The organism is Myxococcus xanthus (genome assembly GCF_006402735.1).
Taxonomy (GTDB): domain Bacteria; phylum Myxococcota; class Myxococcia; order Myxococcales; family Myxococcaceae; genus Myxococcus; species Myxococcus xanthus_A.
In genome coordinates this window covers 9,027,603-9,052,346 of the sequence record NZ_CP017174.1, presented here as the reverse complement: position 1 = coordinate 9,052,346, position 24,744 = coordinate 9,027,603, and the positions used below count along the sequence as shown (strand labels likewise).

The 24,744-nt window shown below is 70.0% G+C and carries 18 protein-coding genes and 1 CRISPR repeat array (1 of these 19 cut by a window edge); of the genes, 14 read left to right on the top strand and 4 right to left on the bottom strand.

The genetic code is table 11. The annotated features are described in order from the left end of the window. Positions 1-40: 40 nt before the first annotated feature. Entirely contained in the window at positions 41-1,027 is a 987-nt protein-coding gene (locus BHS09_RS37355) for a CHAP domain-containing protein (RefSeq protein ID WP_140801120.1), read from the bottom strand. A 399-nt stretch (positions 1,028-1,426) separates the two neighbouring features. Between BHS09_RS37355 and BHS09_RS37350 the strand changes: the two genes are divergently transcribed. From BHS09_RS37350 to BHS09_RS37340, 3 genes are all read left to right on the top strand, one after another. Beyond that, positions 1,427-4,405 carry a DEAD/DEAH box helicase gene (locus BHS09_RS37350; RefSeq protein WP_140800457.1) on the top strand — a complete coding sequence of 993 codons (2,979 nt, stop codon included), beginning with the start codon at positions 1,427-1,429 and terminating at the stop codon, positions 4,403-4,405. Then, positions 4,402-5,400 (top strand): SWIM zinc finger family protein, encoded by a 999-nt coding sequence (locus tag BHS09_RS37345; RefSeq protein ID WP_140796111.1) that lies wholly within the window; start codon positions 4,402-4,404, stop codon positions 5,398-5,400. The genes BHS09_RS37350 and BHS09_RS37345 overlap by 4 nt, the downstream gene beginning before the upstream one ends. 114 nt (positions 5,401-5,514) lie before the next feature. Further along, positions 5,515-5,787, top strand: a complete 273-nt coding sequence (locus BHS09_RS37340; RefSeq protein ID WP_237080069.1) for a hypothetical protein — start codon at positions 5,515-5,517, stop codon at positions 5,785-5,787. Here the strand turns inward: BHS09_RS37340 and BHS09_RS37335 are convergent. Beyond that, on the bottom strand, positions 5,781-6,866 hold the full coding sequence (locus tag BHS09_RS37335; RefSeq protein WP_140796109.1) for an aldo/keto reductase: 1,086 nt from the start codon (positions 6,864-6,866) through the stop codon (positions 5,781-5,783). The two genes, BHS09_RS37340 and BHS09_RS37335, sit on opposite strands and share 7 nt — an antisense overlap. Before the next feature lie 31 nt (positions 6,867-6,897). Between BHS09_RS37335 and BHS09_RS39805 the strand changes: the two genes are divergently transcribed. The 3 genes from BHS09_RS39805 (at position 6,898) to BHS09_RS37320 (ending at position 9,487) form a co-directional block, all read left to right on the top strand. Further along, positions 6,898-7,218 (top strand): MarR family transcriptional regulator, encoded by a 321-nt coding sequence (locus BHS09_RS39805; RefSeq protein ID WP_237080068.1) that lies wholly within the window; start codon positions 6,898-6,900, stop codon positions 7,216-7,218. A gap of 113 nt (positions 7,219-7,331) precedes the next feature. Then, entirely contained in the window at positions 7,332-8,249 is a 918-nt protein-coding gene (locus BHS09_RS37325) for a hypothetical protein (protein ID WP_140800455.1), read from the top strand. Positions 8,250-8,398: 149 nt separating this feature from the next. Further along, positions 8,399-9,487: an AI-2E family transporter gene (locus BHS09_RS37320; RefSeq protein WP_237077848.1), complete on the top strand. Its 1,089-nt coding sequence runs from the start codon at positions 8,399-8,401 to the stop codon at positions 9,485-9,487. 12 nt (positions 9,488-9,499) lie between these two features. On the opposite strand, the gene BHS09_RS37315 is transcribed toward BHS09_RS37320, so the two are convergent. Then, positions 9,500-11,356 carry a serine/threonine protein kinase gene (locus BHS09_RS37315; RefSeq protein ID WP_140800454.1) on the bottom strand — a complete coding sequence of 619 codons (1,857 nt, stop codon included), beginning with the start codon at positions 11,354-11,356 and terminating at the stop codon, positions 9,500-9,502. Positions 11,357-11,386: 30 nt separating this feature from the next. After that, positions 11,387-12,310, bottom strand: a complete 924-nt coding sequence (locus BHS09_RS37310; RefSeq protein WP_140800453.1) for a DUF2381 family protein — start codon at positions 12,308-12,310, stop codon at positions 11,387-11,389. A 324-nt stretch (positions 12,311-12,634) separates the two neighbouring features. Here BHS09_RS37310 and BHS09_RS37305 point away from each other — a divergent pair, with 324 nt between their 5' ends. The 8 genes from BHS09_RS37305 (at position 12,635) to cas2 (ending at position 22,235) form a co-directional block, all read left to right on the top strand. After that, positions 12,635-14,104: an SAVED domain-containing protein gene (locus BHS09_RS37305; protein WP_140800452.1), complete on the top strand. Its 1,470-nt coding sequence runs from the start codon at positions 12,635-12,637 to the stop codon at positions 14,102-14,104. An 87-nt stretch (positions 14,105-14,191) separates the two neighbouring features. After that, positions 14,192-14,803 (top strand): type I-MYXAN CRISPR-associated protein Cas6/Cmx6, encoded by a 612-nt coding sequence (gene cas6, locus BHS09_RS37300; RefSeq protein WP_140800451.1) that lies wholly within the window; start codon positions 14,192-14,194, stop codon positions 14,801-14,803. Further along, positions 14,800-17,040: a CRISPR-associated helicase Cas3' gene (gene cas3, locus BHS09_RS37295; RefSeq protein ID WP_140800450.1), complete on the top strand. Its 2,241-nt coding sequence runs from the start codon at positions 14,800-14,802 to the stop codon at positions 17,038-17,040. Before cas6 ends, cas3 begins: the two co-directional genes overlap by 4 nt. Continuing rightward, positions 17,037-18,650: a type I-MYXAN CRISPR-associated Cas8a1/Cmx1 gene (gene cas8a1, locus BHS09_RS37290; protein WP_237080067.1), complete on the top strand. Its 1,614-nt coding sequence runs from the start codon at positions 17,037-17,039 to the stop codon at positions 18,648-18,650. Before cas3 ends, cas8a1 begins: the two co-directional genes overlap by 4 nt. A gap of 31 nt (positions 18,651-18,681) precedes the next feature. Further along, positions 18,682-19,590 (top strand): type I-B CRISPR-associated protein Cas7/Cst2/DevR, encoded by a 909-nt coding sequence (cas7i, locus tag BHS09_RS37285; protein ID WP_140800448.1) that lies wholly within the window; start codon positions 18,682-18,684, stop codon positions 19,588-19,590. After that, positions 19,587-20,231: a type I-MYXAN CRISPR-associated protein Cas5/Cmx5/DevS gene (gene cas5 / locus BHS09_RS37280; protein ID WP_140800447.1), complete on the top strand. Its 645-nt coding sequence runs from the start codon at positions 19,587-19,589 to the stop codon at positions 20,229-20,231. The genes cas7i and cas5 overlap by 4 nt, the downstream gene beginning before the upstream one ends. A 45-nt stretch (positions 20,232-20,276) precedes the next feature. Next, positions 20,277-21,938 (top strand): type I-MYXAN CRISPR-associated endonuclease Cas4/Cas1, encoded by a 1,662-nt coding sequence (locus BHS09_RS37275; protein WP_140800446.1) that lies wholly within the window; start codon positions 20,277-20,279, stop codon positions 21,936-21,938. Positions 21,939-21,941: 3 nt separating this feature from the next. Continuing rightward, positions 21,942-22,235 carry a CRISPR-associated endonuclease Cas2 gene (gene cas2 / locus BHS09_RS37270; RefSeq protein ID WP_140800445.1) on the top strand — a complete coding sequence of 98 codons (294 nt, stop codon included), beginning with the start codon at positions 21,942-21,944 and terminating at the stop codon, positions 22,233-22,235. A 250-nt stretch (positions 22,236-22,485) separates the two neighbouring features. Continuing rightward, a CRISPR array of direct repeats spans positions 22,486-24,744; the repeat unit is 36 nt; unit sequence GTCCCGCTCGCCGTGATGCCGAAAGGCGTTGAGCAC; it runs 790 nt beyond the window's last position.

The following is a 24,744-nucleotide window of genomic DNA, read 5'->3' as shown; positions in this document are numbered from 1 at the left end:
CCCAGAAGCGCAGTGCATTGTCACCCGAAGACAGACTGGCTCAGGCCTCCGGCGCCCCGCCACCGTAGGTGCCTGGCGTGAAGGCGACCTCCGGCGTCGTGTACCCCACGACGGCGCCCGTTGCCGCCTCCAGTTCCTTGAGGGACATGCGCTTCACCTCGGGGGAGCTCTCCCAGCCGGAGGTGAGGACATAGGGGCTGCCATCCGGCGCGATGTCCCCGGTGACGATGGCCACGTGGCCATTCTGGCCGTTGTCTTCGGTTCGCTCGAAGAAGACGATGGCCCCATCGGGAATGGGCCTGGCCGTCATGATGTGGCCGTTGTCCTGGAGCTTCTTGTAGGCGCCCCATGCATTACCGGCATACGGATCCGGATTGCTCATCTCCGGGCAGCGGTCTGGCGCCTGCGCGATGCCAAAGCAGTCATTGACGAAGCCCAGGCACAGGGGGCCGTCGCCGTTGGACGGGTTGCCGTAGTTCGTTCCCCCTCCCACCAGGCTGGAGGCGTGTGCCTTCGCGCTGCGAGTACTTCCATCCCGCCCATCGCTCAGGACGTAAGGGGGGAAGGTCGCGACGCCGCTCTGTGTCTCGAAGCGCCCGGCCTTGACGAAGCCTGTCTCGCCTTGGGCCGTCTCCACCTCGAACCACAGCTCCAAGCCCTGGTCGCCTTTGACGTACCGGCTGCCTGTCACCTCCAGCTCCGCTCCCACGGGCAGGGCGGTGATGATGTTGCCGGCGTTGGCCGCGGCGTTGGTGGACGAGCGCAGGTTCAGCGGCGTGGTGGGACTCAGGGTCGACGACGATGGCGACGTCACGCGCACCTTCCACGGCGCGGACTCCGTTCGTGGCGAGGACACCTCTCCGTTCACCCGGGTCGCGGTGCCTGTCGGCGGACCTTCCCAGCCGAGAGATTCTCCTTGGAGCTGAAGCAGGTCCTTCTTCGCCACCTCGAAGCTGCTGACGTCCGTGCGTTGGCTCCGGCTGCTCGACGCGGCGGGAGCCGTTGGAGTTGGCTCGACTTTGCGCACGGCTGGAGGCGCCGTACTGGCGAATGGAGACTTCGGACCACCCGTCTTCAACATGTGTCATCCCCCTGGCGAGGCGCGGGCCCCGCTTGCCCGCACCCCAAGCGCGAGCAGACAACAGTTCATCCTTGCCCTGAACGAGTCTGCCATCCGACACCTGGACGTGCGGGAGACGGCTTCGTGTGCCTCTCGCCACCCTGGGGTGTGAGGGGCCCGCCCGGCGGATGGATGCTTTGGGAGTTCGTGCCCCTCCGGCGGGCGGGCGAGGTGCCAGGCTCCTTGTTGGGGGGCTGGGGGCACGGCGCGAGGCGCCCGGTACGGCGCTGACAAGCCGGGGCGGGCGGGTATCCGCCGACATGCTTTCGCCTGTGACTTGCCAGGTCGGGGGCTACATTCGCATCGATGCCCCTCGTGTTCTTGCCCGACGCCGAGACGCTGTTCCTCTGGGGGCCCGACCCGCTGCCGCGCGAGCTCGCCGGCCTTCCGGAGACGGGGGACCGCGCCTCCGCGCTGCTCGTGACGCCCGAGGGATTGCGTGAGTGCGAGGGGCGCGGGCTGCCCCTGGCCGCCACCGTCGAGCGGCTCGCGGTGGTGCAAACCTCCGAGGCCGAGTCCTTTCCCGGCTCCATCGCCCTGTGGACGCTGGCCAGCAAGCTCGCGCTGGAGTTGGTGGCGCGCGAGCGCGTGGTGCCAACGCTCCTGCGGCGGGGCGAGCGCATCGAGGCGCGCTGGGCGGCGGCCCTCTCCGCGACCGAGGACGCCAGCCGCGTTACCGCGCTCGCCAGGAGCATGCCGCCCGGCGCGCACGCCGTCCCCGCGGGCGCCAGGCCAGGCCGCGCCGTCTGGGCCCCGGACGCCTTGCTGCGTGCCTTCCTCGACGCCACCGTCGACGCCTTCGTGCGCGCCGCGCGCGGTGCGCCTTCGTTGCCGGCCCGGCGCGCGGCCTCGTGGGACGAGCGCTGGCGCGACGCGCTCACCGGCGCGCGACGCGACTTCGCGCCGGAGGGCTTCGCCGAGCGCTCCGTCGTCGACGAGCTGACGCGCTGGAGCGAACCCGCGCTCGGCGCCCGGGACAAGCTGCGCGCCTGCTTCCGGCTGGAGCCCCCGACGGAGGAGCGCGAGCCTTTCGTGCTGAGCTTTCACCTCCAATCCCCGGACGACCCGAGCCTGCTCGTCCCCGCCGCGGAGGTCTGGAAGACGCGCGGGCGCAGCCTGGAGAAGCTCGGCCGCGCCTTCCGTGACCCGCAGGAGTCCCTGCTCGAGGCGCTCGGCCGCGCCGCCCGGCTCTTTCCCCTGCTGGCGCTCGTGCTGGAGAGCCCACGCCCCCAGGCCCTCCTGCTCGAGCCCGACACCGCGTGGACGTTCCTCTCGGAGGGCGCCCGCGTGCTCTCCGACGCCGGCTTCGGCGTCATCGTCCCCGGCGAACTCACCACCTCGGGCCGGCGCCGCCTGCGCCTGCGCATGCGCGTGGGCGCGAGCACGAAGGCCGCGGGGGCCGTGGGTGGCACCGCGGGACTCGGGCTCGACGCGCTGCTGCGCGTGGACTGGGACGCCGTGCTGGGCGACCAACCCCTCTCCGCCCAGGAGCTGGCGCTGCTGGCCCAGCGCAAGGCCCCGCTCGTGCGCTTTCGCGGCGAGTGGGTCGCGGTGGATCCCCTCGAACTCGACGCCATCCAGCGCCACCTCGCCCAGGGCCCCGGCCGCATGGCGCTGAGCGAGGCGGTGCGGGTGTCCCTGCTCGGCGAGACGCGCCACGGACAGCTTCCCGTCACAGTCCTCGCCACCGGGGCGCTGGAGGAGCGCCTGCGCCTGCTTCGCGAGGGCGGGGCCACCGCGCAGGACGCCCCCCGCGCACTGCGCGCCACGCTGCGGCCCTACCAATCGCGCGGTCTGCACTGGCTGGACACGCTGGCCTCATTGGGGCTCGGCGCCTGCCTCGCGGACGACATGGGCCTGGGCAAGACGGTGCAGGTGCTGGCCTTCCTGCTGCGGCGGCTCGAACAGGCGCCCGACGAGGCGCACCCCACGCTGCTGGTGGCCCCCACCTCCGTGGTGGGCAACTGGGAGCGTGAGCTCGCCCGCTTCGCCCCCTCCTTGCGCCTGACGCCGCACTACGGCGCCGAGCGCTCCCGCGCGGCGAACCGCTTCCCCCGCGCGCCGGGCGCCGTCGTGCTCACCACCTACGGCCTGCTGCGCCGGGACGCCGCGCTGCTCGCGCGCGTGGACTGGGGCGCGGTGGTGCTCGACGAGGCGCAGAACATCAAGAACGCGGCGTCGGCCACCGCCCGCGCGGCCCGGGCGCTGCGCGCCAGCCAGCGCTTCGCGCTCACGGGCACGCCGGTGGAGAACCGCCTGGCGGAGCTGTGGTCCATCCTCGAGTTCGCCAACCCAGGCCTGCTCGGGCCGCTGGAGACGTTCCGGCGCGAGCTGGCGCTGCCCATTGAGCGCCATGGCAATCAAGAGGCCGCGGCCCGGCTGCGCCGCCTCGTGAGCCCCTTTGTCCTGCGCCGCCTCAAGAGCGACCCAGCCATCATCACGGACCTGCCCGCGAAGAACGAGATGAAGGTCGTCTGCACGCTCACGCGCGAGCAGGCCTCGCTCTACAAGGCGGTGGTGGACGAGGAGCTGCGGCGCATCGAGGAGGCCGACGGCATGGCCCGCCGGGGCCGCGTGCTCGCGCTGCTTCTGTACACGAAGCAGATCGCCAACCACCCGGCGCAGTACCTCGGGGAGTCCGGACCCCTGCCGGGGCGCTCGGGGAAGCTGGCGCGCGTGGTGGAGATGCTCGAGGAGGCCCTGTCCGCCGGCGACAAGGCGCTCGTCTTCACGCAGTTCCGGGAGATGGGCGACAAGCTGGTGGCGCACCTGTCGGAGCACCTGGGCCACGAGGTGCTCTTCCTCCACGGCGGCACGTCCCGCAAGGCGCGCGACGAGATGGTGCGGCGCTTCCAGGAGGACGCCCACGGTCCGCGCGTGTTCGTGCTGTCCGTCAAGGCGGGGGGCACGGGGCTCAACCTGACGGCGGCGAGCCATGTGTTTCATTACGACCGCTGGTGGAACCCGGCCGTCGAGGACCAGGCCACCGACCGCGCGTACCGCATCGGGCAGACGCGCGCGGTGCAGGTCCACAAGCTGGTGTGCGCGGGCACCGTCGAGGAGAAGGTGGACCAACTGCTCGAACAGAAGCGCCAGCTCGCCGAGAAGGTCGTGGGCACGGGCGAGCACTGGGTGACCGAGCTGGACACGACGGCGCTGCGCGAGCTGTTCTCGCTGTCCGAGGGCGCCGTGGCGGACGATGGCGAGGCGGAAGGGGAAGACGACGCGCGGGTGCGCGCCCCGCGACGGCGCGGCCGTGCGAACGAGAAGGCGGTGTCGCGATGAGCTACCGGGAGTTCTGGGGCTGGACGTCCGCGCCGAAGCGGCCGCCGCCCGCGCATGGCATCAAGGTGAAGAAGGCCGGCGCCACCTGGTGGGGCCAGCGGTGGCTGGAGGCGCTCGAGCGCGTCCTGAAGGGGGAGTCGGGACGGCTGGCCCGGGGCCGGACGTATGCACGGGCGGGACGCACGCATGACCTGGTCATCCGGCGCGGCAAGGTCTCCGCGCGGGTGACGGGCTCGCGCCCGACGCCCTACGCCGTGTCGCTGGCGCTCAGGCCGCACGGCGAGGACGCCTGGGAGAAGGCCATCGCGGGGATGGCTGGCAGGGCGCAGTACACGGCGGAGTTGCTCGCTGGGACGATGCCCCAGGCCATCGACGAGGTCTTCCACGCGGCGGGTGTCAGCCTCTTCCCGCGGAGCCGCGAGGAACTGGTGACGGACTGCTCGTGTCCGGACTGGGGAGACCCGTGCAAGCACGTCGCCGCCACGCATTACGTCCTGGGCGAGGCGTTGGACCGCGACCCGTTCCTCCTGTTCGAGCTGCGCGGCCGGACGAAGGAGCAGGTGCTGAGCGCGCTGCGGGCCGCGCGTGAGGCTGGCTCAGCCGGGGCGACGCTCAAGCCGCGCGGCGCGGCGAAGCGGAAGCGGGCGGCGCGGGACGCGAAGGCGGTGGCGCCCGAGGTCCCGAGCGTGAAGCCGGGCAAGCTGACGCGGGACAGCTACGACGTCCCTCGCGAGCCGCTGCCGGCGCTGAGCTTCTCGTTCGATGCGCCCACCACCCATGGCGCGGTGCTGCGGCAGTTGGGGGCGCCGGCGTCATGGGGCGCGAAGGCTTCGCCGGAGGACGTGCTCGCGCCGCCGGTCCGCGCGGCGGCGGAGGTGGCGCGGCGCATCGCGCTTCGGGAGCCGGGGGATGCGAGCGCGCCAGACAGGGCGCCGCGTGGCCGGAGTCGCGCGAAGCAGCCGGCCCGGCGCGCGAAGCGTGGGCCCTCAACGTAGCCGTCTCAGCAGCCTCTCCACGCTCCCTCAACATCTCGACGCGATGGTGGGGGCCAGGTCGACACGGTCGCCGTGAACGCATGGGGAAGCGACCTGAGGGGGGAACGCGAAATCATGAGAAACGTCTGGATGGCCACTGCTGTCGTGTGCCTCGCCGTCAGCCCGGCCTTCGCCTCGGATTGCGAAGCGCTGCCCGCTAAGGGGAAGGCAGAGAGCGAGCACGCCGCCACGGACTGCGTCCGCTTCAACACGATGAACGCGGAGTACACCGTCCTGGTCGGTGACAAGACGAGCGACAAGGCCTTGGAGAACACCTACGCGGCGACCTTGAAGAAGATCTGCATCCGTAAGTCCAGTTGGCGCCCGGGCGCGGCGGAGGGTCAGTAGACCTTGTCGCCCTTCTCCACCCCGAAGTTGGACGGCTCCGCGAAGACGCCGTTCACCGTGGTGCCCCCGTTGTGGATGCTGGGGAACATGGGCTGCATGCTCTGGGGGAACCCGAAGGTCGGCTTCGTCAGCGCGTCGAGCCGGGCGAGCTGCTCGGCGGTCAGCTTCACCTCCAGGGCGCCCACGTTGTCCTCCAGCTGCGACAGCCGCCGCGCGCCGATGATGGTCGAGCTCACGCCCGGCTGTGCCTGCACCCAGGCCAGCGCCACACGCGCCACGGTGCTCCCGTGCTCGCGGGCGATGGCGCCCAGCTCGTCGACCAGGGCGTAGGTCTTCTCGTTCAGGACCTGGTCCAGGAAGGCGCTCCGGTCGGCCTTCTGCTGCCCGGCGTTCGCGCGGGTGTACTTGCCGCTGAGCGCGCCACTCTTCAGCGGTGACCACGGAGTGATTCCAAGCCCGAACTCGAGGGCCATCGGCACGAGCTCCTGCTCCACGCTGCGCTCGAGCAGGGAGTACTCAATCTGCAACCCGATGAAGGAGGACCAGCCCCGGAAGTGCGCCATCACGTTGGCCTGCGCAATCTTCCAGGCGGGCGTGTCCGAGACGCCGATGTAGCGGACCTTGCCAGCCCGGACGAGGTCCTCCAGGGCGGCCATCGTCTCCTCGATGGGCGTGTGGATGTCCCAGTTATGCAGCCAGTACAGGTCGATGTAGTCGGTCTGCAGGCGACGCAGCGAGTTCTCCGCCGCCGAGATGATGGACTTGCGGCCCGAGCCGCCGCCGTTCGGGTCCCCCGGATAGAGGTTCCCGCTGAACTTCGTCGCAATCACCAGCCGGTCTCGCCGGGCCGGGTGTCGGCCAACGTGGTCGCCGATGATCTTCTCGGAGTGACTCTTCGTGTAGAAGTTCGCGGTGTCGATGAAGTTGCCCCCGAGCTCGATGTACCGGTCGATGATGCGCTGTGACTCCTCGACGCTGGACCCCCAACCGAGGTCTTCACCGAAAGTCATGGCACCGAGGCACAGCGGGCTCACGCGCAGGCCGGAACGGCCGAGCGTCACGTAGTGGTTGAGCGGCATGGTGGGCTCCTGGGGAGTGCTACCTTGGGCGGTGATTTCCAGCGTCGCCGCGGACATCGCCGCGCTGGGGCTCGAGACGAAGGAACTATTCGTGCTCGCGGAGGTGGATGCACACCCCTACCCAGCCGAGCTGGCGGCCGTCCTGTGCATCCCCAAGCCCTCGGTGACGCTGTACGTGAAGCGGCTCGAGGCGGCGGGCTTCCTGCGCCGTGAAATCGACACCTCCACAAGGAGCGCAGCGAGGCCTTGGGGTGGTGACTGGACTCACCAGGGCACGAACCCCCGTCACCAGTTCGCGCGGCCTCGGGTGGGGGCCTTGTCTTCATCCGCGGCCCGCAAGCGCTGGTATTGACAGGAAATCCCTGGAGGGGGCGCTTGGCTCTTCGCCTGGCTTGAGAGTTGCTGTGGGGTTCAGTCAGTCTCCCCCGATACGCCCTCAACCCCCATCAACGACAGGAATCCCCCATGAAAGGCATCAAGTTCGGCGGCTTCAAGAGCCCCTCCGTCCCCAAGAGCCCCGCTGTCTCCGGGAGCGGGACGAACAAGCCGAGCACCCCTCCGCCCGTGGAGTCGAAGCCCGCGTCCAAGCCGAGCCCCATCAAGGACGGGTTCGACGCGCAGGGCAGCAAGCCCTCCACGAGCAAGGTGAACCCCCAGCCCACGCAGCAGCCGGGCAAGGACGTCACTTCGTCGTTCGGTGCGAACCCGCTGGGCTACTCGGGGCAGAACGTCCTGAACGCCTACAACATGTTCCCAGGCGGCGCGCCCCAGGGCGTGGCCCTCCCCACCGCGCAGAAGCCCTTCGTCAACGCCAGTGACTCGGTGGTGACGCTCAATGCCCACCAGCACCAGGGCAACACGAACCTGTCCGTCTCGCCCGCCGGTGGTCAGGGCATCCCGGCGCACTACATGCACTACCTCTCCACGGGTGAGGGCAAGTTCGCGGGCATCCAGGGGGTGCCGCTGCATCCGCGTCCGGGCGAGCCGACCACGGTGGTGACGGGCGCGCTCAACGGTTGCGCCGTCCACGCCCTGCACGACACGAAGAACAACAGCCTGTCCTTTCTCCACCACGCGGACTACTCGAAGAACGGCAAGGCGGAGCTGGACGGCTTCCTCTCGCAGCACCCGAACCTCAAGCCGGCGGGGAGCTTCACGCCCAGCGACTATTCGCACCCCACCGGCAAGTATGGCGACCCGACGGGCGCCACGCCCTTCATCCACTACTCCCAGGGGTCCAGCAACCGGCCGGGGCAGTGGACCATCGCCGGTCAGCTCAACACCTACAAGAATGGTGGCACCGCGGGTGGCCGCCCCGAGCTGATGCGCCCCACGGACCTCCAGGTGCCCCTCATGCAGACCATCCCGGTGGACGTGCCTTGAGCTTCCGCAAGGCGCGCCGCTGAGGGACGGGCCGCCCTGGCCATCCGTTGGATTCCAGCCGCGCGTCCACCGCGTCCGTTCATGAGGCCACACCGGCAGGTGGCCTCCCGGTGCCATGCGCCGCTTCGTGCATAGGGTGCGCACGACGTATGGCCACCCTGGACCCTCCTTCTGCTTCCTGGCTCACGCGCGGCGCGCTGTTCAGCGGCAAGCTTCTCGTGATCGCGGCCGCGGTGGTGGCGCTCGTGCTGCTCCTGGCGCGGCTCTACCTCATCGTCCTGCCGACAGTGGCGGCGCTGCTGCTGGCGACGTTGCTGTATCCGCCCGTCCGGTGGCTGTCCGCCCACCGGGTGCCCCGGGCGCTCGCGACGCTGCTGGCGGTGTTGGTGCTGCTCCTGGTGGTGGCGGCCGGGGTGTTCCTGCTCGTGCCCCGCATCGTCCAGCAGGTCGGCGCGGCGGGCTCGAACGTGAAGGAGGGAATGGAGGGCCTCGTCGGGTGGATGACGCAGGAGCTCCCCGTGTCCCGGGAGCAGATCGACGGCCTGTTCGAGAAGGGGCTCGACTTCTTGAAGTCGAACCTGGGGCGCATCACCACCGGCGTGCTCGCGGGCGCCAACTTCGCCGCGCAGGCCGTGGCGGGCGGGCTGCTGACGCTGACGCTGCTGTTCTTCTTCGTGAAGGACACCGAGCGGCTCGGAGGCTGGGTGCTGGCGCGGGCCTCGCCGGAGCGGAGGGACACCGTGCGCGCGGTGGGCCTGCGCGCCTGGAAGACGCTCAGCGGCTACCTGCGCGGGGTCGTCACCATCGCGCTGGTGGACGCGGTGGGCATTGGCGCGGGCCTGGCCATCATCGGCGTGCCGCTGGTGCTCCCGCTGGCGGCGCTCACCTTCGTGGGCGGGTTCTTTCCCGTCATCGGCGCCACCCTGGCGGGCGGGGTCGCGGTGCTGGTCGCACTCGTCACCAATGGGCCGCTCGACGCGCTCCTGGCATTCGTCGTGGTGCTGGGCGTGCAGCAACTGGAGAGCAACGTCCTGGAGCCCGTGGTGATGGGGCGCGCGGTGCCGCTGCATCCGGTGGTCATCCTGCTGTCCATCACCGCCGGGGGCGTGCTCTTCGGCGTGGCCGGGGCCTTTCTCTCCGTGCCCGTCGCCGCGGTCCTCTCCGCCGCGGGCAACGAGCTGCGCCTGCGCAACGAGGCGCGTGTCCTGGAGAAGCCTTCGACGGTTGCTCCGCCGTGAGCCGGCGCTGCGTCAGGGGAAGTGGTCTACCACCTGGGCGTTGGACCACGGGTGCGCGCGGGTATGGCCGGGCCGTGAGCCCCGGTACTTGGACATGCCTGTCTCGTTGCCCAGGATGAAGCACACCGGGTACTCGCTGCCGTCTGGCGTCCGCGCGCGTGTGTAGCGGCCCTGGATTTTCTCGCCGCCGGTCCAGATGCGCCCGTACAAGAGCGTGTTGGCCGGGAGGCGGTCGATGGGCCCATCGAGCCGGCTGGTGATGGGGCCGTCGCTGACGACGATGCTGTAGTTCGTCTGGTACGAGTCGTCCGGCTGCTGGATGTCGAGCTGGATGTGCCCGCGGGACCTCAGGTCGAGCCCGAGCTGACGCATGGACTCCAGGGCTTCGGAAGGGCAGCGCGCGGGCTCGGGCCGGAGCTGCGTGCCTGAGCAGGCATTGAGACTGGCCGCGGTGAATGCAGCCAGCAGGTAACGGTGGAGTCGGGGGACACAGCGCGCGAGTGGCTCGGTCGTGGACATGGCATCTTCCGGCCATGGCGGCTCGGCGGTGGAAAACGGAAGGGCCGTGGCGGGCGAGCCAGTGTCGGCTGGTCCTCCGGTCTGCGCCAGTTGCTGAACGGGATGAGACGGAATGGGGGCGGCATGATGCGGGCCCGCGAGCGTCAGTCCCCAGGCCATGCACGCAACCAACGTCAGGGCTCCAGCGACTCGCATCCACCGGCTCTCGTGCCGCGGCTCCGGCGGGCCCGCTGGCTCCGTGCGAGGTTGCGTCTGGACCTCCGAGGACACCCGGCGCCGCAGCCAGCGGCCCATTCGATAGTGCTGAACCCGGGCCGCGCGCAGGGCCCTCGCATGGAGAAGGGCCACTTCTTCTCCCGGTGCCACGAGGCCCCAGGTGTCCTCGTCGCGTGTCGTGCGTGTCGCCGTGGAGGGCCCCTCGTACCAGTCGAACAGCGGGATGTCCCAGTCCGGTCCCGCGTGCGCCTGGGCCTGTTGGGCCTCCCGGGCGAGGCTCCCCGCGCTGCGCGGCCGGGCTTCGGGGGCGAACGCGAGCAGTCCCTCAATCCAGCTCGCGAGCGGCTCGGGCATACGTGGGTTGAGGGCTCTCAAGGTGGCGGAAGTCACTGGGGAGTGCGCCTTGTCCAGGACGAGCGGCGGATACTGCTCCACCACCAACCGGTGAAAGGTGACGCCAACCGCGTACAGTTCGTCCGCCACCGTGTAGAGGTAGTGATCGGAGCGGGCGGTCTGCCGTGGAGCCTGCATGCTCCAGAGGATGGCCTGGGGGCTGCGATAGGGCCCGGTCCCGGGCGGCAGCCGCGCGGCGGAGGTGATGGGGGCGGCACGGGGATGCCAGCCCGCGCCCCAGTCCAGCACCACCAGCCTTCCTCGTTCCTCGACGCGAAGGTTCTCCCCCTTGAAGTCGCGGTGAAGTAGCTGTCTGCGATGCGCGGCGTCCAAGGCCCACGCGGCCTGCGCCAACAGACTGGCGACGTGCCGCGCCGTCGGATTGCGTGCCCGAGACCAGTCGTACAGCGTGCTGCCCCGCACGTGCTCCATCACGAGGTAGGGATAGGCGGAGGCCCCGGCGCGCCAGGTTCCCGTTGCTTGCAGCCGCACCACGCCAGGGTGGCGGAGCAGGTGAAGCGTCCGTGCCTCGCGCTGGAAGCGGGGATCGCCGGGAGCGTGGGCCAGCTTGAGCGCATAGCTGCGGCCTTTGGGGCGTGAGCGCACTTCATACACCGTGCCATTGCCGCCGCCGCCGATGCGGCGCTCCACGCGCCAGCGCTCCACGCGCGTGCCGGCAGGCAGGGCATGAGGAGACAGCACGAGGGGGCCTGGGGAAGCTGCGTTCGACTCCAGTCGCATGACGGATTCCTTTGAGGCTATCGAGCACGTCTACGGTTTCAGTCGCGTCCATCGCGCGCCGCGGCGCCGGTCAGTGTCCCAAAGTTCCAGCGCGTAGGCGGGTGGCGGGCGCGTGGGGGCGGGCCACTGCACGACGGCGACCGCGCTCTGGCCAGGCAACAGACGCGGCTCTTGCAGCAACAGGGGCAGCTCCATCGGCTCGCCTGTTGGCCGCCCGTTCGAGTCCAGCGAGGTCAGCCGCGCAATGCCCGGTTGCCAGGGCGCCTCGCCCGGCGGGTTCTCCAGATTCACCGCGAGCGCTACCCACGAGCCGGAGCGATAGCTATCAAGCTGGCGGACCTTGAGCTCCGCCTCACTGGCTGGGGTATCCATCCACGTGCCGAGAACCCCCGTGATGCCGATGGCGCCAGAGAGAATGGCGCCCGCGATGCCCGGGTGTGGCACCTGCCGGCGCGCCGTGGCCAGCCGGGCCTCCAGCAATGCGTTGCGCTCACGCAGCGCCACCAGCTCTGCTTCCAGTTGCGCCACGGTGGCGGGGTGGCGCCGGACATCGACGACCGAGTCCACCACGTTGGCCTCGGTCGTCAGCTCCAGGACGAGCCGTTGGGGCGCGGCTGCGTCCGTGAAGCGCAGCACCAGCGGCGGAACGCCCCGCGCGGGCATCGCGACGGCGGGCTGGAGCAGCAGATGCGTCCCCGTGACATCCAGCCGGGTGAACAGCCCGCGTAGGACCTCGGGCAGCTCACCTTCCAGCACGGCGTCCGAGTCGAGCAGCACCGTCGTCACCACGCCGGGCGCCAGCCGGAGTCGCTGGACGGGCTCGCCCGCGCCCGCGCTCAGGACCATGGCCCGCTCGATACGCCGCCAACGCTTCGTGTCCGGCGTCTGGGCCAGCGCCGCCGTGCCCAGCAGGAGCACCACCGCCGTCATTGCCAACGAGCCAGGGGGGAACACGCAGGGGCAACCTCCAGGGTTCTAACCTACTCGACGGGGATGACACTGCGGGACGCTTGGAGGAGCGCGAATGTCCCGTTGTCTTCGAGGAAGAACGCGCTTCCGTCTGGCACCTCGGGATGGGCGATGTCTACCTGAAAGGTAGTCAGAACCACGCAGGACGTTCAGGGGGCATCGGGAGCACTCCCTCCATGCGCCGGAAGAAAAATCACCGGGCCCGCGATGGGTTGCCCCGCGCGTTGGCGTCTTCCTTTTCGAGCGCCGCCTTCCATACCCCTGGAGAGGTATCCACCGCCGTCCCTGGCGTCGCTATGAGGGAGCGTCATGGGAGAGCAGAGCGCGTCTCGCCTGGAGGGCGACCGCTATCAGCATCTGTTGAGCTGGTACGAGCTGCTCCGGCTGCTCGACGCGGGCAGTCCCTTTCAGCACGGCTACGTTGAGCACCCGGCGGCGGGCTCGGCGGATGACGTGACGCTGCACACCCGGCCCGGTTCCGGCGTGGCCAGCCGATACATGCAGGTGAAGTGGCACGTCGACCACCGGGATACCTACTCCCTGGCGGGACTGGTGACGCCGCCTCGGGTGGGCAACTCCTTGCTGCGGAAGCTCCTGGAGAGCTGGTTGCTGCTGCGGCCCCTGGGGCCCGTCGAAATCTGGCTGTTGAGCAACTGGGCATCGGCGGCGGACCTGGGCCGTTATCTGCATGGTAGGGACTACTGCTTCACAGACGCGTTCTTCGAGCAGCCGCCGCGAGGCGCCCTGAAGAAACACTGGGCGGAGTGGGAACAACGGCTCGGTGTATCGGCTGAGATGCTGCGGGCGTTCTGCAAGGACTTGCGCTTGCGGCTCGGCGTGGGCGGCATCGCCGACTTGGAAGAGCAGGTGGACGACCGGATGGGGCGGCTTGGCCTGCGCATGGGACGGCAGCCGCGCGCCATCGCGGTGGACGGGCTCCGGGAGTGGATTGAGGTCGGCGGTGGCAGGAAGCACGTCACCCCGGAGTCGCTGCGGGAGGCCATTCGCGCGTGGGGACTGCTGACCTCACGGGAGGACGTGCCCGCCGTGAGCCTCTGGATTCATGGGTGGGCGCGACGTGTGTGGGAGCAGCCCCCCACCGAGGAGCTGGACTGGACGCCTCACTTTGACCGCGACACGCGGGCGGTGCCGTCGGAGGCAGTGTGGCGGGACGTGCTGCTGCCTTCGCTGCTGGCTGTGCGACAGCGGCTGTCGAGGCGGCCTGACGGCGCGTTGATTGATCTGCGGGGCAAGCTGCCGTTGAGCACGGTGCTGGCGGTGGGCTTCCACTTCCCGGAGGTGGGCGGCTACCGCTTTCGCGTCGAGCAGCCCACGAGGGGAGAGACCTTCTTGTGGCGCTCGGACGCGAAGCCGTCTCCGCGCCGATTGCGTGTCACGGGGCACGAGGGCGACTCGGGCGCTGCGGGGCTGCTGGTGGTGTTCCAGATGACTGGGGATGCTCGCGCGGACGTGGAGCGCTTCATGGCCGAGCGGCCGGGGCACTTCCGCGCCGTGCTCTACCTGGAGCCGGAGGACGGGCCCCATGACGGCGCCGTCGGCGCGGACGCGGACGCGGTGGCGTTCGCCGTCCAGGCGCGTGAACAGCTCCGGCGCGCGCGCAACGAGCTGCGCACTTCGGTCACGCATCTCATCCTCTACGCACCCGCGGCGTGCTGTCTGTTCCTGGGCCAGCGGCTCAACGCAGTGGGCCCGGTCGTGGCCTACGAGCGCACAGGGGCTGGTGGCTATGCGTCCACGCTCACGTTGCAGACGGGGTGAACGCGATGCCGCCGATCTCCACCCGCACGTTTCGTACCGCGTTCAGCGCACCTCGCTTCATGACGCCGCTCCGGAAAGGTCCCTCACATGCCTGCCATTGACCTGCTGTTCCCCGTGCAGGGCGGCCCGGTGCCGCTCGACCACGCCTATCTCCTGTTCTCGGCGCTCTCCCGCCACATCCCCGCGTTGCATGAACGCACGGATATGGGGGTGTTTGCGCTTCGAGGCGTGAGCAACACGCGGGAGTTGCTCTACCTGGGGCGAGGCACGATGCGCCTGCGGTGCCCCATCGAGGCCGTGGCCACGCTGCTGCCGCTGGTGAGCGCGCCGTTGGAGGTCGCGGGAAGGCGCCTGTCCCTGGGCGCGCCCTCGCTTTATGCGCTGGAGCCCGTGCCCTCGTTGTCCGCGCGGCTGGTCACCTTCAAGCACGCAATGGATGAGGCTTCGTTCATCGTGGCTGCCTCCCAGGCACTGGAGGCGCTTGGCGTTCGGGCCACGCTGAAGGTGGGGCGGCGGCGCATCGTGTGCATCGCTGGCAAGAAGGTCGTGGGCTTCGCGCTCGAACTCCATGGCTTGTCGGCCGAGCACTCGCTCCGCGTGCAGGAGCAGGGACTGGGCGGCCGCCGCCACATGGGATGTGGCCTCTTCCTCCCGCCCGGCCGGGCGGCGCGTGTGCAGTCCCGTGGGAAGGCCGCGTGAAGCGGCTGCTGGCCAAGAGCACGGCCACGCCCGACAGACCCGAGGGCGAGGCCACGCTGCTGGGACACACCGCCCTGGTGCTGTCGGCCGCGCGTCGGCTCCTGGCGCACCGGGGCCGCGCGTCGCTCCTGGCCGCGGGACTGGACTTGGCGTTGGAGCCCCGGCTGCGGCGCATCGTCCTGCTGGCCGCCGCGCTTCATGACCTGGGCAAGTGCAGCGAGCACTTCCAATCCATGCTGCGCCGCCAGCGCGACGCGCCGCAGCTTGTCCGCCACGAAGCGCTCTCGCTGTGGCTTTGCTGGCCAGGGCAGCCGCTCTCCGCATGGCTCTTGCGGGACGTGAGCGAGCTGGACCTGTGCCTGGGGCTGGTCTGCGTGGCCGCACACCACCGCAAGTTCCAGACAGAGGCCTTCGCGCCCGACGGCACCGGAGCGGGGCTGTCGCTGGAGTTGCTGGTCCAGCATGAAGACTTCGCCCGGACGCTGGGGCGCATCGCCGAGGAGCTGGCGCTGTCCGCTCCGCCACTGTTCACCGCGCCCATCGTGCTTCGCGCCACGCGGAAGGAGCACCCGCGCGACCCGCTCCAGTCATGGCAGGACGACTTCGAGCGGACCGTGCACGCCGGCTCCGTGGACGCGCGGCTCCTGGCCGTGTGCAAGGCGTTGGTGCTCGCGGCGGACGTCGCGGGCTCGGCGCTTCCCCGGAGCGGCGAGAAGCAGGACTGGGTGGACCGTCAGCTCACGGCGCCCCATCCCGCCGAGGCCCTGCACGCCGTGGTCGAGCGCCGCCTCGCGGGACGCACACCACGACCGTTTCAGGAGGAGGTGGCTCGCAGCGCCGCGCCGCTGACACTGGTTCGCGCGGGCTGTGGCAGTGGCAAGACGGCTGCCGCCTACCTCTGGGCCGCGAGACAACACCCCGGCCGTCCGCTGTGGCTCACGTATCCCACGATGGGCACAGCCACGGAGGGCTTCCGCGACTACCTCCACGGTGCGGACGTGGATGCCCGGTTGCAGCACTCACGCGCGGAGGTGGACTTCGACATCTTCGGACTCCGCGACGGCGCTGCGCCGGGGACGGGCTCCCGCGACCAGGATCGGCTCGACGCGCTCCGCTCCTGGGGCGTGGACGCGATGAGTTGCACGGCCGACACGGTGCTCGGGCTCGTCCAGAGTCAGCGGCAGGGGCTCTATGCCTGGCCCGCGCTCTGCGCGGCCTGTGTCGTCTTCGACGAAGTCCACGCCTACGACGACCGGCTCTTCGGCTGCCTGCTGCGCTTCCTGGAAGCCCTGCCGGGAATCCCCGCGTTGCTGATGACCGCCAGCCTGCCCGCCATGCGGCTCGACGCGTTGCGCGGCGTGTGCGCGCGCGTTCATGGCCGGAGCCTCGCGGAAGTCGAAGGGCCGGAGGACCTGGAGACACTGCCGCGCTACCAGCGGCTGGACGTCGCGGAGCCGTGGTCCCTCGTGGCGGAGTGCCTGCGGGACCATGGCAAGGTGCTGTGGGTCAGCAACACGGTGGAGCGCTGCATGCGGACCGCCGAGGCCGGCACGTCGCACGGTGCGCGCGCGCTGCTGTACCACAGCCGCTTTCGTTACGAGGACCGCGTCCATCGCCATGGTGACGTCATCAAGGCCTTCGCCACCGAGGGCCGCGCGGCGTTCGCGTCGACGACGCAGGTCGCGGAGATGAGCCTGGACCTGTCAGCGGACCTGCTCGTCACGGATTTGGCGCCCATCCCGGCGCTCATCCAGCGCTTGGGGCGGCTCAACCGCCGCAGCACTCCGGATCGGCCCGCGCCCGTGCGGCCTTTCGTGGTGCTCCCCTTCGATGGGCCGCCCTACGCCGCGCCAGACCTGCGGGACGCGCGTGCATGGTTGGAGTGGCTGGGAGCGGGGCCGCTGAGCCAGCGGGACCTGGTGGACGCATGGGTGCCGCCCGGGATGACGGATGCGCCGCGGCGGCAATCCAGCACCTGGCTGGATGGACGCTTCGACACCTGGCCCGCGCCGTGCCGCGACGGAAGCCCCAGCCTCACGGTCCTCCTGGAAGAGGACGCCCGTGCCGTCCTGGACGGAGCGGTGAGCGCTCACCAGGTCACTCTGACCATGAACCTCCCACCTGAGTCCTTCAAGTGGCGTGCATGGCCCCGTGCGGGCCGGCTGCCATACCCCATCCCTCCAGCGAACGCGCTGGACTACGACGGTCTGCGAGGTGCGCGATGGCGAAAGCCGTGAGCCCACGGAAGAAGGCCTTGCCCGCTCCGCTCTCCATCCGGTTGTACGCACCGGGGATGACGCCGCTGCTGCGCGCGGGCGCGGGCGGGTTGGCGGCATCGCTCCGCGCCATCCTTGGGAGCGATTCACCCGCCGCGCCGTGGCCCTCTCCGGTGCGGCTGGGGCCTGGGCTGGCGACGGTGGAGCCGGAAGCCATCCACCTGGACTGGGGCGGCGAGGCACCGGAGGCCACGCTCCGAGCGCTGTTCGGCGCGTCATTCCAGGTGAAGCAGGGCTTCATCGACCTACCGGGCACGCGTCCACCCGGAGCGCCGGAGCCACCGCCCGAGCTGGCCGCCGCGCTCCACGACGCGCTCAAGGTGACGTTCCTCCAGCATGGCAAGTCGACGCAGGGAGGAGCGCGAAGGCGCGTCACCTTCGAGGTGGACGCGCGGCCCGTCATCGTCGAGTCCCAGGGCTACGACTCCTTCGTCCACCAGACGGCCTGGCAGAGCGTGCTCGAGGCGTTGGAGGCGGGAGCGACGTCGTTGGCGAGCTGGGCCTATCCGGGCGCGGCGGAGCGGCACATCGGTGTGCGCGTCACCAAGGTGGAGTACACGGCGGCGGAGGCGCTCTGCGCGTGCTTCGCGCTGGTGGGGTGTGTCTCCTACAAGCTGCCGCAGCTCCGGGGCGGGGCCTTCGTGGCGCTGGCGCCCACGAACCTGGTCCGCTTCGCGGAGCTGCGCCCTGGGCTGACACCCAAGCGGCTGCGTGACGTGGCGGTGGCGGGGGCGTCGGACGCGGTGCTCGCGGCTCAGTTGGTGATGGCGCAGGAGGCGGGGAAGAAGCGGCTGGGGGCCGTGCTGGGGACCACCGAGGCCGTGGCGCTGCGGCAGATGCCGTGGAACGCGCAGCAGAAGATTCGCGGCGCGGTGGTGCGGCAGGACGCCGTGCGCGAGGAGGTCCTGGACCGCTACGAGGCCGCTGCCGCCGCGCTGCCGCACACGCTGCGAGTCCGCAAGCCCGAGGGCAAGGCGAAGGGCGAGGCGAGCTACTTCATCGCGACCAGCGCGCTGCGCGCCTTCATCACGGAGAACCTCGCGGCTTCACGCCCCTGGTACGCGGACTTCGCCACCGCGACGACGGCCGAGGGCCGCTTCATTCACGACTATCGCGACCGGGACAACCTGGGCGCGCTGCTGTGGCACGAAAGGAAGGGACTCATCGCCATGCATCCGTACCTGGGAGAGGCCGAGCAGTGGCTCGTCCAGAGCGTTCACCTCGCGCTCCGGAGCCGGTTCAAGAGCATCTATGCGGACACGAAGGAGAGCGCCCCGGCCACGCGCTCCAATCGGCTCAAGGGTGAGCGTGAGCGTTTGCGGCTGAGCTTCGCGGGGGCCAAGACGCCGGAGCAGGTGCGCGCGGCGCTCGCGGACCTGTGGAGCCGTGCGGGCACCAACCGTGAGCTCCAGGAGCATTGGAGGGACATCCTCCCGCTGCTGGGGCCCGAGCGGTGGCGCGCGGCCCGCGACCTCGCGTTGGTGGCGCTGGCGAGCTACCAGGGCAAGGGGGGCGAGGCCGCGGAACTTGAGGACGCGGACGAGGCCGCTGGCGCGTCCGCGCAGTCTTGAGCAGCTCCACACACTTTCCCGGAGTCCATTCATGAGCCTTCACGTCTTCGCCGCCTTCGTCACGCCGCTGGGAACCGCCGCCAACAACCGGGGCCTCACCGAGGGAAACATCACCAGCCTCCAGAAGCTGGTGTGGAACGGACAGGTCCACACCACCGTCTCGGCCGAGTCCATCCGCTTCGCCTTGCGGCGGCGCTTGAATGAGCAGGAGCCGTGCAACCGCACCTATGACGATGCGTCACGCGCCAACGAGTGGAAGGACGCCGCCTTCAGCGCCTGGTCGGGGAAGTCGAAGGAGAAGACCTATATCGATGATGACCTGCTGGGCTTCATGTCCGCGGAGGGGGCGAAGCAGGAGAAGGAGAAGGGCACGGCCAAGGTCCGTCGCGCGGTGCTGGAGGTGTCCCGGGCGGTGAGCCTCACGCCGTGGTCCGGGGACGTCACCTTCAACGCCGCGAGCCCCGGGGCCACGCCCTCCGCGCAGAAGAAGGGCAGCAACCCCGTGCCCTACGGGACGGAGATGCACGCGACGCGCTACCAGTACGGCGTGGCGCTGACGCCGGAGGCGCTGCGAGTTCCGGCCCGGGCCGTGACGGCGCTGAACCAGCTCTGCGCGCTGGGGCCCGTCGCGGGCAACCACGGCCGCTTCCTCTTCGACTTCAGTCCGGAGTCGGTCGTCTTCCGGCTCACACAGGAGGCCGCGCCGCGCATCCTGTATGCCTTCGAGCCGTCCTCCCGCGCGGGGGGCGTGGAGCTCGCCGCGCTGCTGCGCAAGGTGAAGAGCGGCGACGTCCCCGCGAAGGAGTTGGTGTTGGGCGGGCAGGTGGTGGAGGAGCTGGGCGCGGAGGAGCGCGAGGTGCTCTCGGGCGCGGAGCTCCACGCGGGCGTGGTCGCCGCCTGCCGCGCGGCGTGCAAGCGGCTGGAGGTGAGGAAGAAGTGATCGCGCTCGAACTGTCCGTGCCCGTGGCGTGCTGGCGCAAGGGCCGGGCGCGCGAGCTGGTGGAGACCGAGGTCCTGCCGCCGCCCGCGACGTGCTACGGCGCGTTGCTATCGCTCGTCGGTGAGCAGGACCGGGAGCGGCACCGGGGCTGCCGCGTGACGGCGGGGTTGTTGAACGCACCTGTCATCAGCACGGTGCTTCGCACCTTCTGGCGGTCGAAGAACCTGAAGGTCGCGAAGGGGAATGACGAGAACGCCGCGCCGGACCAGCAACAGCTCGTCATCGACGCGCGGCTGGTGGTCTGGTGCGACAGCCGGGAGGAGCCGGACTCGGGTGAATCGCTGGAGGACCGCGTCGTCCGGGCGATGCGTGAGCCCGGCTCCGTGACGCGGGCTGGGGCGTGGTCGCTCGGGGAGTCCACGCACCTCATCAATGACGCGCGTCTGCTCCCGGAGGGGCGGCCGCCCGCGGGCTGTCGGGCCTTCCTGACCGCGTCCACCGGCGCCCTCACCCTGCCGGTCTGGGTGGACCACGTGGGCACTCGTGGCACTCGCTATGAGGTGGGGTTGCTCGAAGACGTCTCGGGCGTGCCCGAGGTCCAACGGCTTCCGCGCATCCCGCTCGCGGAGGGCGCTGGATAGTTGTCTGTCGTTGTCACGCGGTACCGGGGCGGGGGGCCCCAAGGCATGAACGCATCATCCACGAGTTCGAAGCCTGTCGTCGGCGAGCCGTCCATCCGCACGCACGCGCTGCACGCGCTGGCGTACTGCGAGCGGCTCTTCTACCTGGAGGAAGTGGAGGAGTTGCGCGTGGCGGACGCCGCCGTGTTCGCGGGACGGCGGTTGCACGTCCAGCTCCAGGAGGAGGGCGAGCGCGTCGAGCTGGAGCTGGCGAGCGAGGCCCTGGGGCTGCACGGCCGGGTGGACGCGGTGAGGACGCGGGAGGGGACGCTGGTCGTCTACGAGCACAAGCGCGGACGCCACGCGCCTGGACAGGACGCGCCGGAGGCGTGGCCGAGCGACCGGCTCCAGGCGGGGGCCTACGCGCTCCTGGTGGAGGAGCGCTTCCCGGGGGCGCCCGTGGAGTGCCGGGTCCGCTACCACCAGACGGACACGACGGTGCGTTTCCCGTTGGACACGGCGCTGCGGGGCGCCGTGGCGGCGGCCGTGGCGCGGGCCCGGCTGCTGCGCGCGTCGCGGGAGCGGCCGCCCGTGACACAGGAGGAGCGCAAGTGCGCGAAGTGCTCGCTGGCGCCCGTGTGCCTGCCGGAGGAGGAGCGGCAGGTGGCGGGGGAGGAGCGGCCCCGGCTCTTCCCGGAGGATGACGTGCGGCAGGTGCTGCACGTCGCGACGCCTGGGACGCGGGTGGGGCGCGCGGCGGAGGAGTTGGTGGTGACGCCACCGGAAGGGGAGGGCGCGCCGTCGAGGCAGCCAGGGCGCATGGTGTCGGCGCTCATCGCGCATGGGGCGGTGCAGGTGAGCGCGCAGGCGCTGGCGTACTGCGTGGAGAACGACATCGGCGTGCACTGGTTCACGTCCGGGGGGCGCTATCTGGGGGGATTGGGCGGAGGGGGAGGCAACGTCCACCGGCGGCTGCGGCAGTTCGAGGCGCTCCGGCAGCAGGACGTGTGCCTGGGGCTGGCCCGCCGCCTGGTGGCGGCGAAGCTGGAGGGGCAGCTCCGCTTCCTGCTTCGCGCCTCGCGTGGTGATTCGGAGTCGCGTCAGGTGCTGGCCTCGGCGGTGCGGGACCTCCGGGCGCTGCTGCCGAAATGCGCGGAGGCGCCATCGCTGGAGGTGCTCCTGGGGCTGGAGGGCACGGGCGCGGCGCGGTACTTCGGAGCGCTGCCGTACCTTCAAGGCGAGGACGTGGACGCGCGGCTGCGCTTCGACGGGCGCAACCGGCGGCCTCCGAGGGACCGGTTCAACGCGGTGCTCGGCTTCCTGTATGGACTGGTCCACCGGGAGGTGGAGGCGGCCATCCGGGCGGTGGGGCTGGACGTGGCGTTTGGCTTCTACCACCAGCCCCGGGGCACGGCGGGGCCGCTGGGGCTGGATGTGATGGAGCTGTTCCGGGTGCCGCTGGCGGACATGCCGCTGGTGGCCTCGGTGAACCGGCGGGCGTGGGACGCGGACGCGGACTTCGAGGTGACGTCCGAGCATGTCTGGCTCAGGAAGGCGGGGCGGGCGAAGGCCATCGAGCTGTACGAGCGGCGCAAGCGGGAGACGTGGAAGCACAACGTGCTGGGGTACTCGCTCAGCTACGCGCGGCTGGTGGAGCTGGAGGTGCGGCTGCTGGAGAAGGAGTGGACCGGCAAGCCGGGACTGTTCGCGACGTTCCGCTTGAGGTGAGCCATGGCCGAGCCGAGGCGTTGGTATTTGATTACCTATGACATCCGTGACCCGCGGCGGTGGCGGAAGGTGCATGCCCTGCTCAAGGGCTATGGGGAGTGGTTGCAGCTCTCCGTGTTCCGCTGCTCGCTGACGGACCGGGACCGGGAGAAGCTGCGCTGGGAGTTGTCGCGGCGGATGGATGCCGTGGATACGTTGTTGGTGATTGGGCTGTGCGGCGGGTGCGTGGAGCGCGTGCGCACCATCAACGCGAAGGAGGACTGGCCGGAGGAGCCCGCACCGTTCAAGGTGCTGTGAAGTAGGCGACAATCAAGCACCTCGCCGTGGCGGAGGCCCGCGACGGCGAAAACGGCGGATTTCTTTGTGGTTTCATGGGGTTGGGGCTCTTTGACAGGTGAATAGGTGCATGATCGATGAAAAGCCGAGTGGTTTCATGGAGTTGGCGATTCTGGGTAGGGCCTGGGACAGCCAACCTGGGGGAAGGAGGGGGAGATGCTTGAAAGGGGGCTTGTAAGGTGCCGGAATTGCTGGGAAATTCAGGCGGGCTGTCCCGCTCGCCGTGATGCCGAAAGGCGTTGAGCACTTTCGCAGGTCCACCGCGCAGCGGCAGAGGTGCCAGGTCCCGCTCGCCGTGATGCCGAAAGGCGTTGAGCACGGGACAGGACTGTTCAATCGGCCAAGTCTACGACCGTCCCGCTCGCCGTGATGCCGAAAGGCGTTGAGCACACGGTGGATGTATGACACCGCGCGCGTCCAGGCGTCCCGCTCGCCGTGATGCCGAAAGGCGTTGAGCACATGCGCTCGCGGGCGGACGCAACCTCCGGGAGGTTGTCCCGCTCGCCGTGATGCCGAAAGGCGTTGAGCACCCCGCGACTAGCTGAACAGCAACGCAACGCACAGGAGTCCCGCTCGCCGTGATGCCGAAAGGCGTTGAGCACTCCCAGCCACCTCAGCCCGCACCTGAGCCACCAGGTCCCGCTCGCCGTGATGCCGAAAGGCGTTGAGCACTCTAGCACTCCGAATTCAACACCCTCCGGGTCAAGGTCCCGCTCGCCGTGATGCCGAAAGGCGTTGAGCACCTCGGGGCCGGCGCTCACGTAGCGCAGGGAGCATCGTCCCGCTCGCCGTGATGCCGAAAGGCGTTGAGCACGTCTCGAACCTCTTCGGCGGCGCGGCGGATGTGCTTCGTCCCGCTCGCCGTGATGCCGAAAGGCGTTGAGCACTTGATGTCCAGCGCCTCCATCAAGAGCGCGTAGGGGGTCCCGCTCGCCGTGATGCCGAAAGGCGTTGAGCACCTGGAGTCCCTGGCCGAGGGGAAGACGGGCGAGAGTCCCGCTCGCCGTGATGCCGAAAGGCGTTGAGCACACGAGCGCGCGGTACGACAGCAACGCCGCGCCCTGTCCCGCTCGCCGTGATGCCGAAAGGCGTTGAGCACGGCGCCCCAGTGCTTCAGGACGGCATGCAGGACGTGTCCCGCTCGCCGTGATGCCGAAAGGCGTTGAGCACTCCCAGCCATGGCCTTCTCGATGAAAGGCGCGGGCCGTCCCGCTCGCCGTGATGCCGAAAGGCGTTGAGCACGAGCACCCGCATTCGGAAGTGTGTCAGTGCGTGACGTGTCCCGCTCGCCGTGATGCCGAAAGGCGTTGAGCACTGTCTGCGCGCGTCCAGCGGCGAGTGAATCCGCCTGTCCCGCTCGCCGTGATGCCGAAAGGCGTTGAGCACTCCTCGTTGACGTGCCCATCCTGAACATCTTCAAGGTCCCGCTCGCCGTGATGCCGAAAGGCGTTGAGCACAGTTGAGCATCGGGGTAGTGGGCAGCAGCTTTCCGTCCCGCTCGCCGTGATGCCGAAAGGCGTTGAGCACACCCACTTCCAGCCGCGTTGGTCGCCCTGCACCACCTGTCCCGCTCGCCGTGATGCCGAAAGGCGTTGAGCACGTGGCCCCTTCGCGGTCCCGCAGGTACAGCTCGGGGTCCCGCTCGCCGTGATGCCGAAAGGCGTTGAGCACTTGACGAGCAGCTTGCGCAGGCGCTGGGGCACCTTGCGGGTCCCGCTCGCCGTGATGCCGAAAGGCGTTGAGCACTTCCTGCCGTACCTCGGGGCGGGCATCCAGGGGGTCCCGCTCGCCGTGATGCCGAAAGGCGTTGAGCACTGCTCGCTCCTTTGGGAAATGCTGTTGCGGATGATGGGTCCCGCTCGCCGTGATGCCGAAAGGCGTTGAGCACGCCGAAGAGAATCAGGGGACACCGGAGGCCACGTCCCGCTCGCCGTGATGCCGAAAGGCGTTGAGCACATCTGCTCGACGGCGAACTTGCCGACGCCGACGCCGCGCGTCCCGCTCGCCGTGATGCCGAAAGGCGTTGAGCACCCCAGGAGCCCCTGGCGCAGCGTCACCTCTTGGGTCCCGCTCGCCGTGATGCCGAAAGGCGTTGAGCACAAGTCATACGCCGCTTCATGTGGCTTGAGTGCATCTGTCCCGCTCGCCGTGATGCCGAAAGGCGTTGAGCACAAGTCATACGCCGCTTCATGTGGCTTGAGTGCATCTGTCCCGCTCGCCGTGATGCCGAAAGGCGTTGAGCACCGTTCATACGCTTCCGCACACCACTTGGAGGTCAGTCCCACTCGCCGTGATGCCGAAAGGCGTTGAGCACTTCTCAGGCACCTGCGGCATTCTGATGGTTCCGCGTTGTCCCGCTCGCCGTGATGCCGAAAGGCGTTGAGCACCGGACCTCCAGCGCGAGCGCGTCAAGCCAGTGCCCGTCCCGCTCGCCGTGATGCCGAAAGGCGTTGAGCACCCCTGCTGCAGC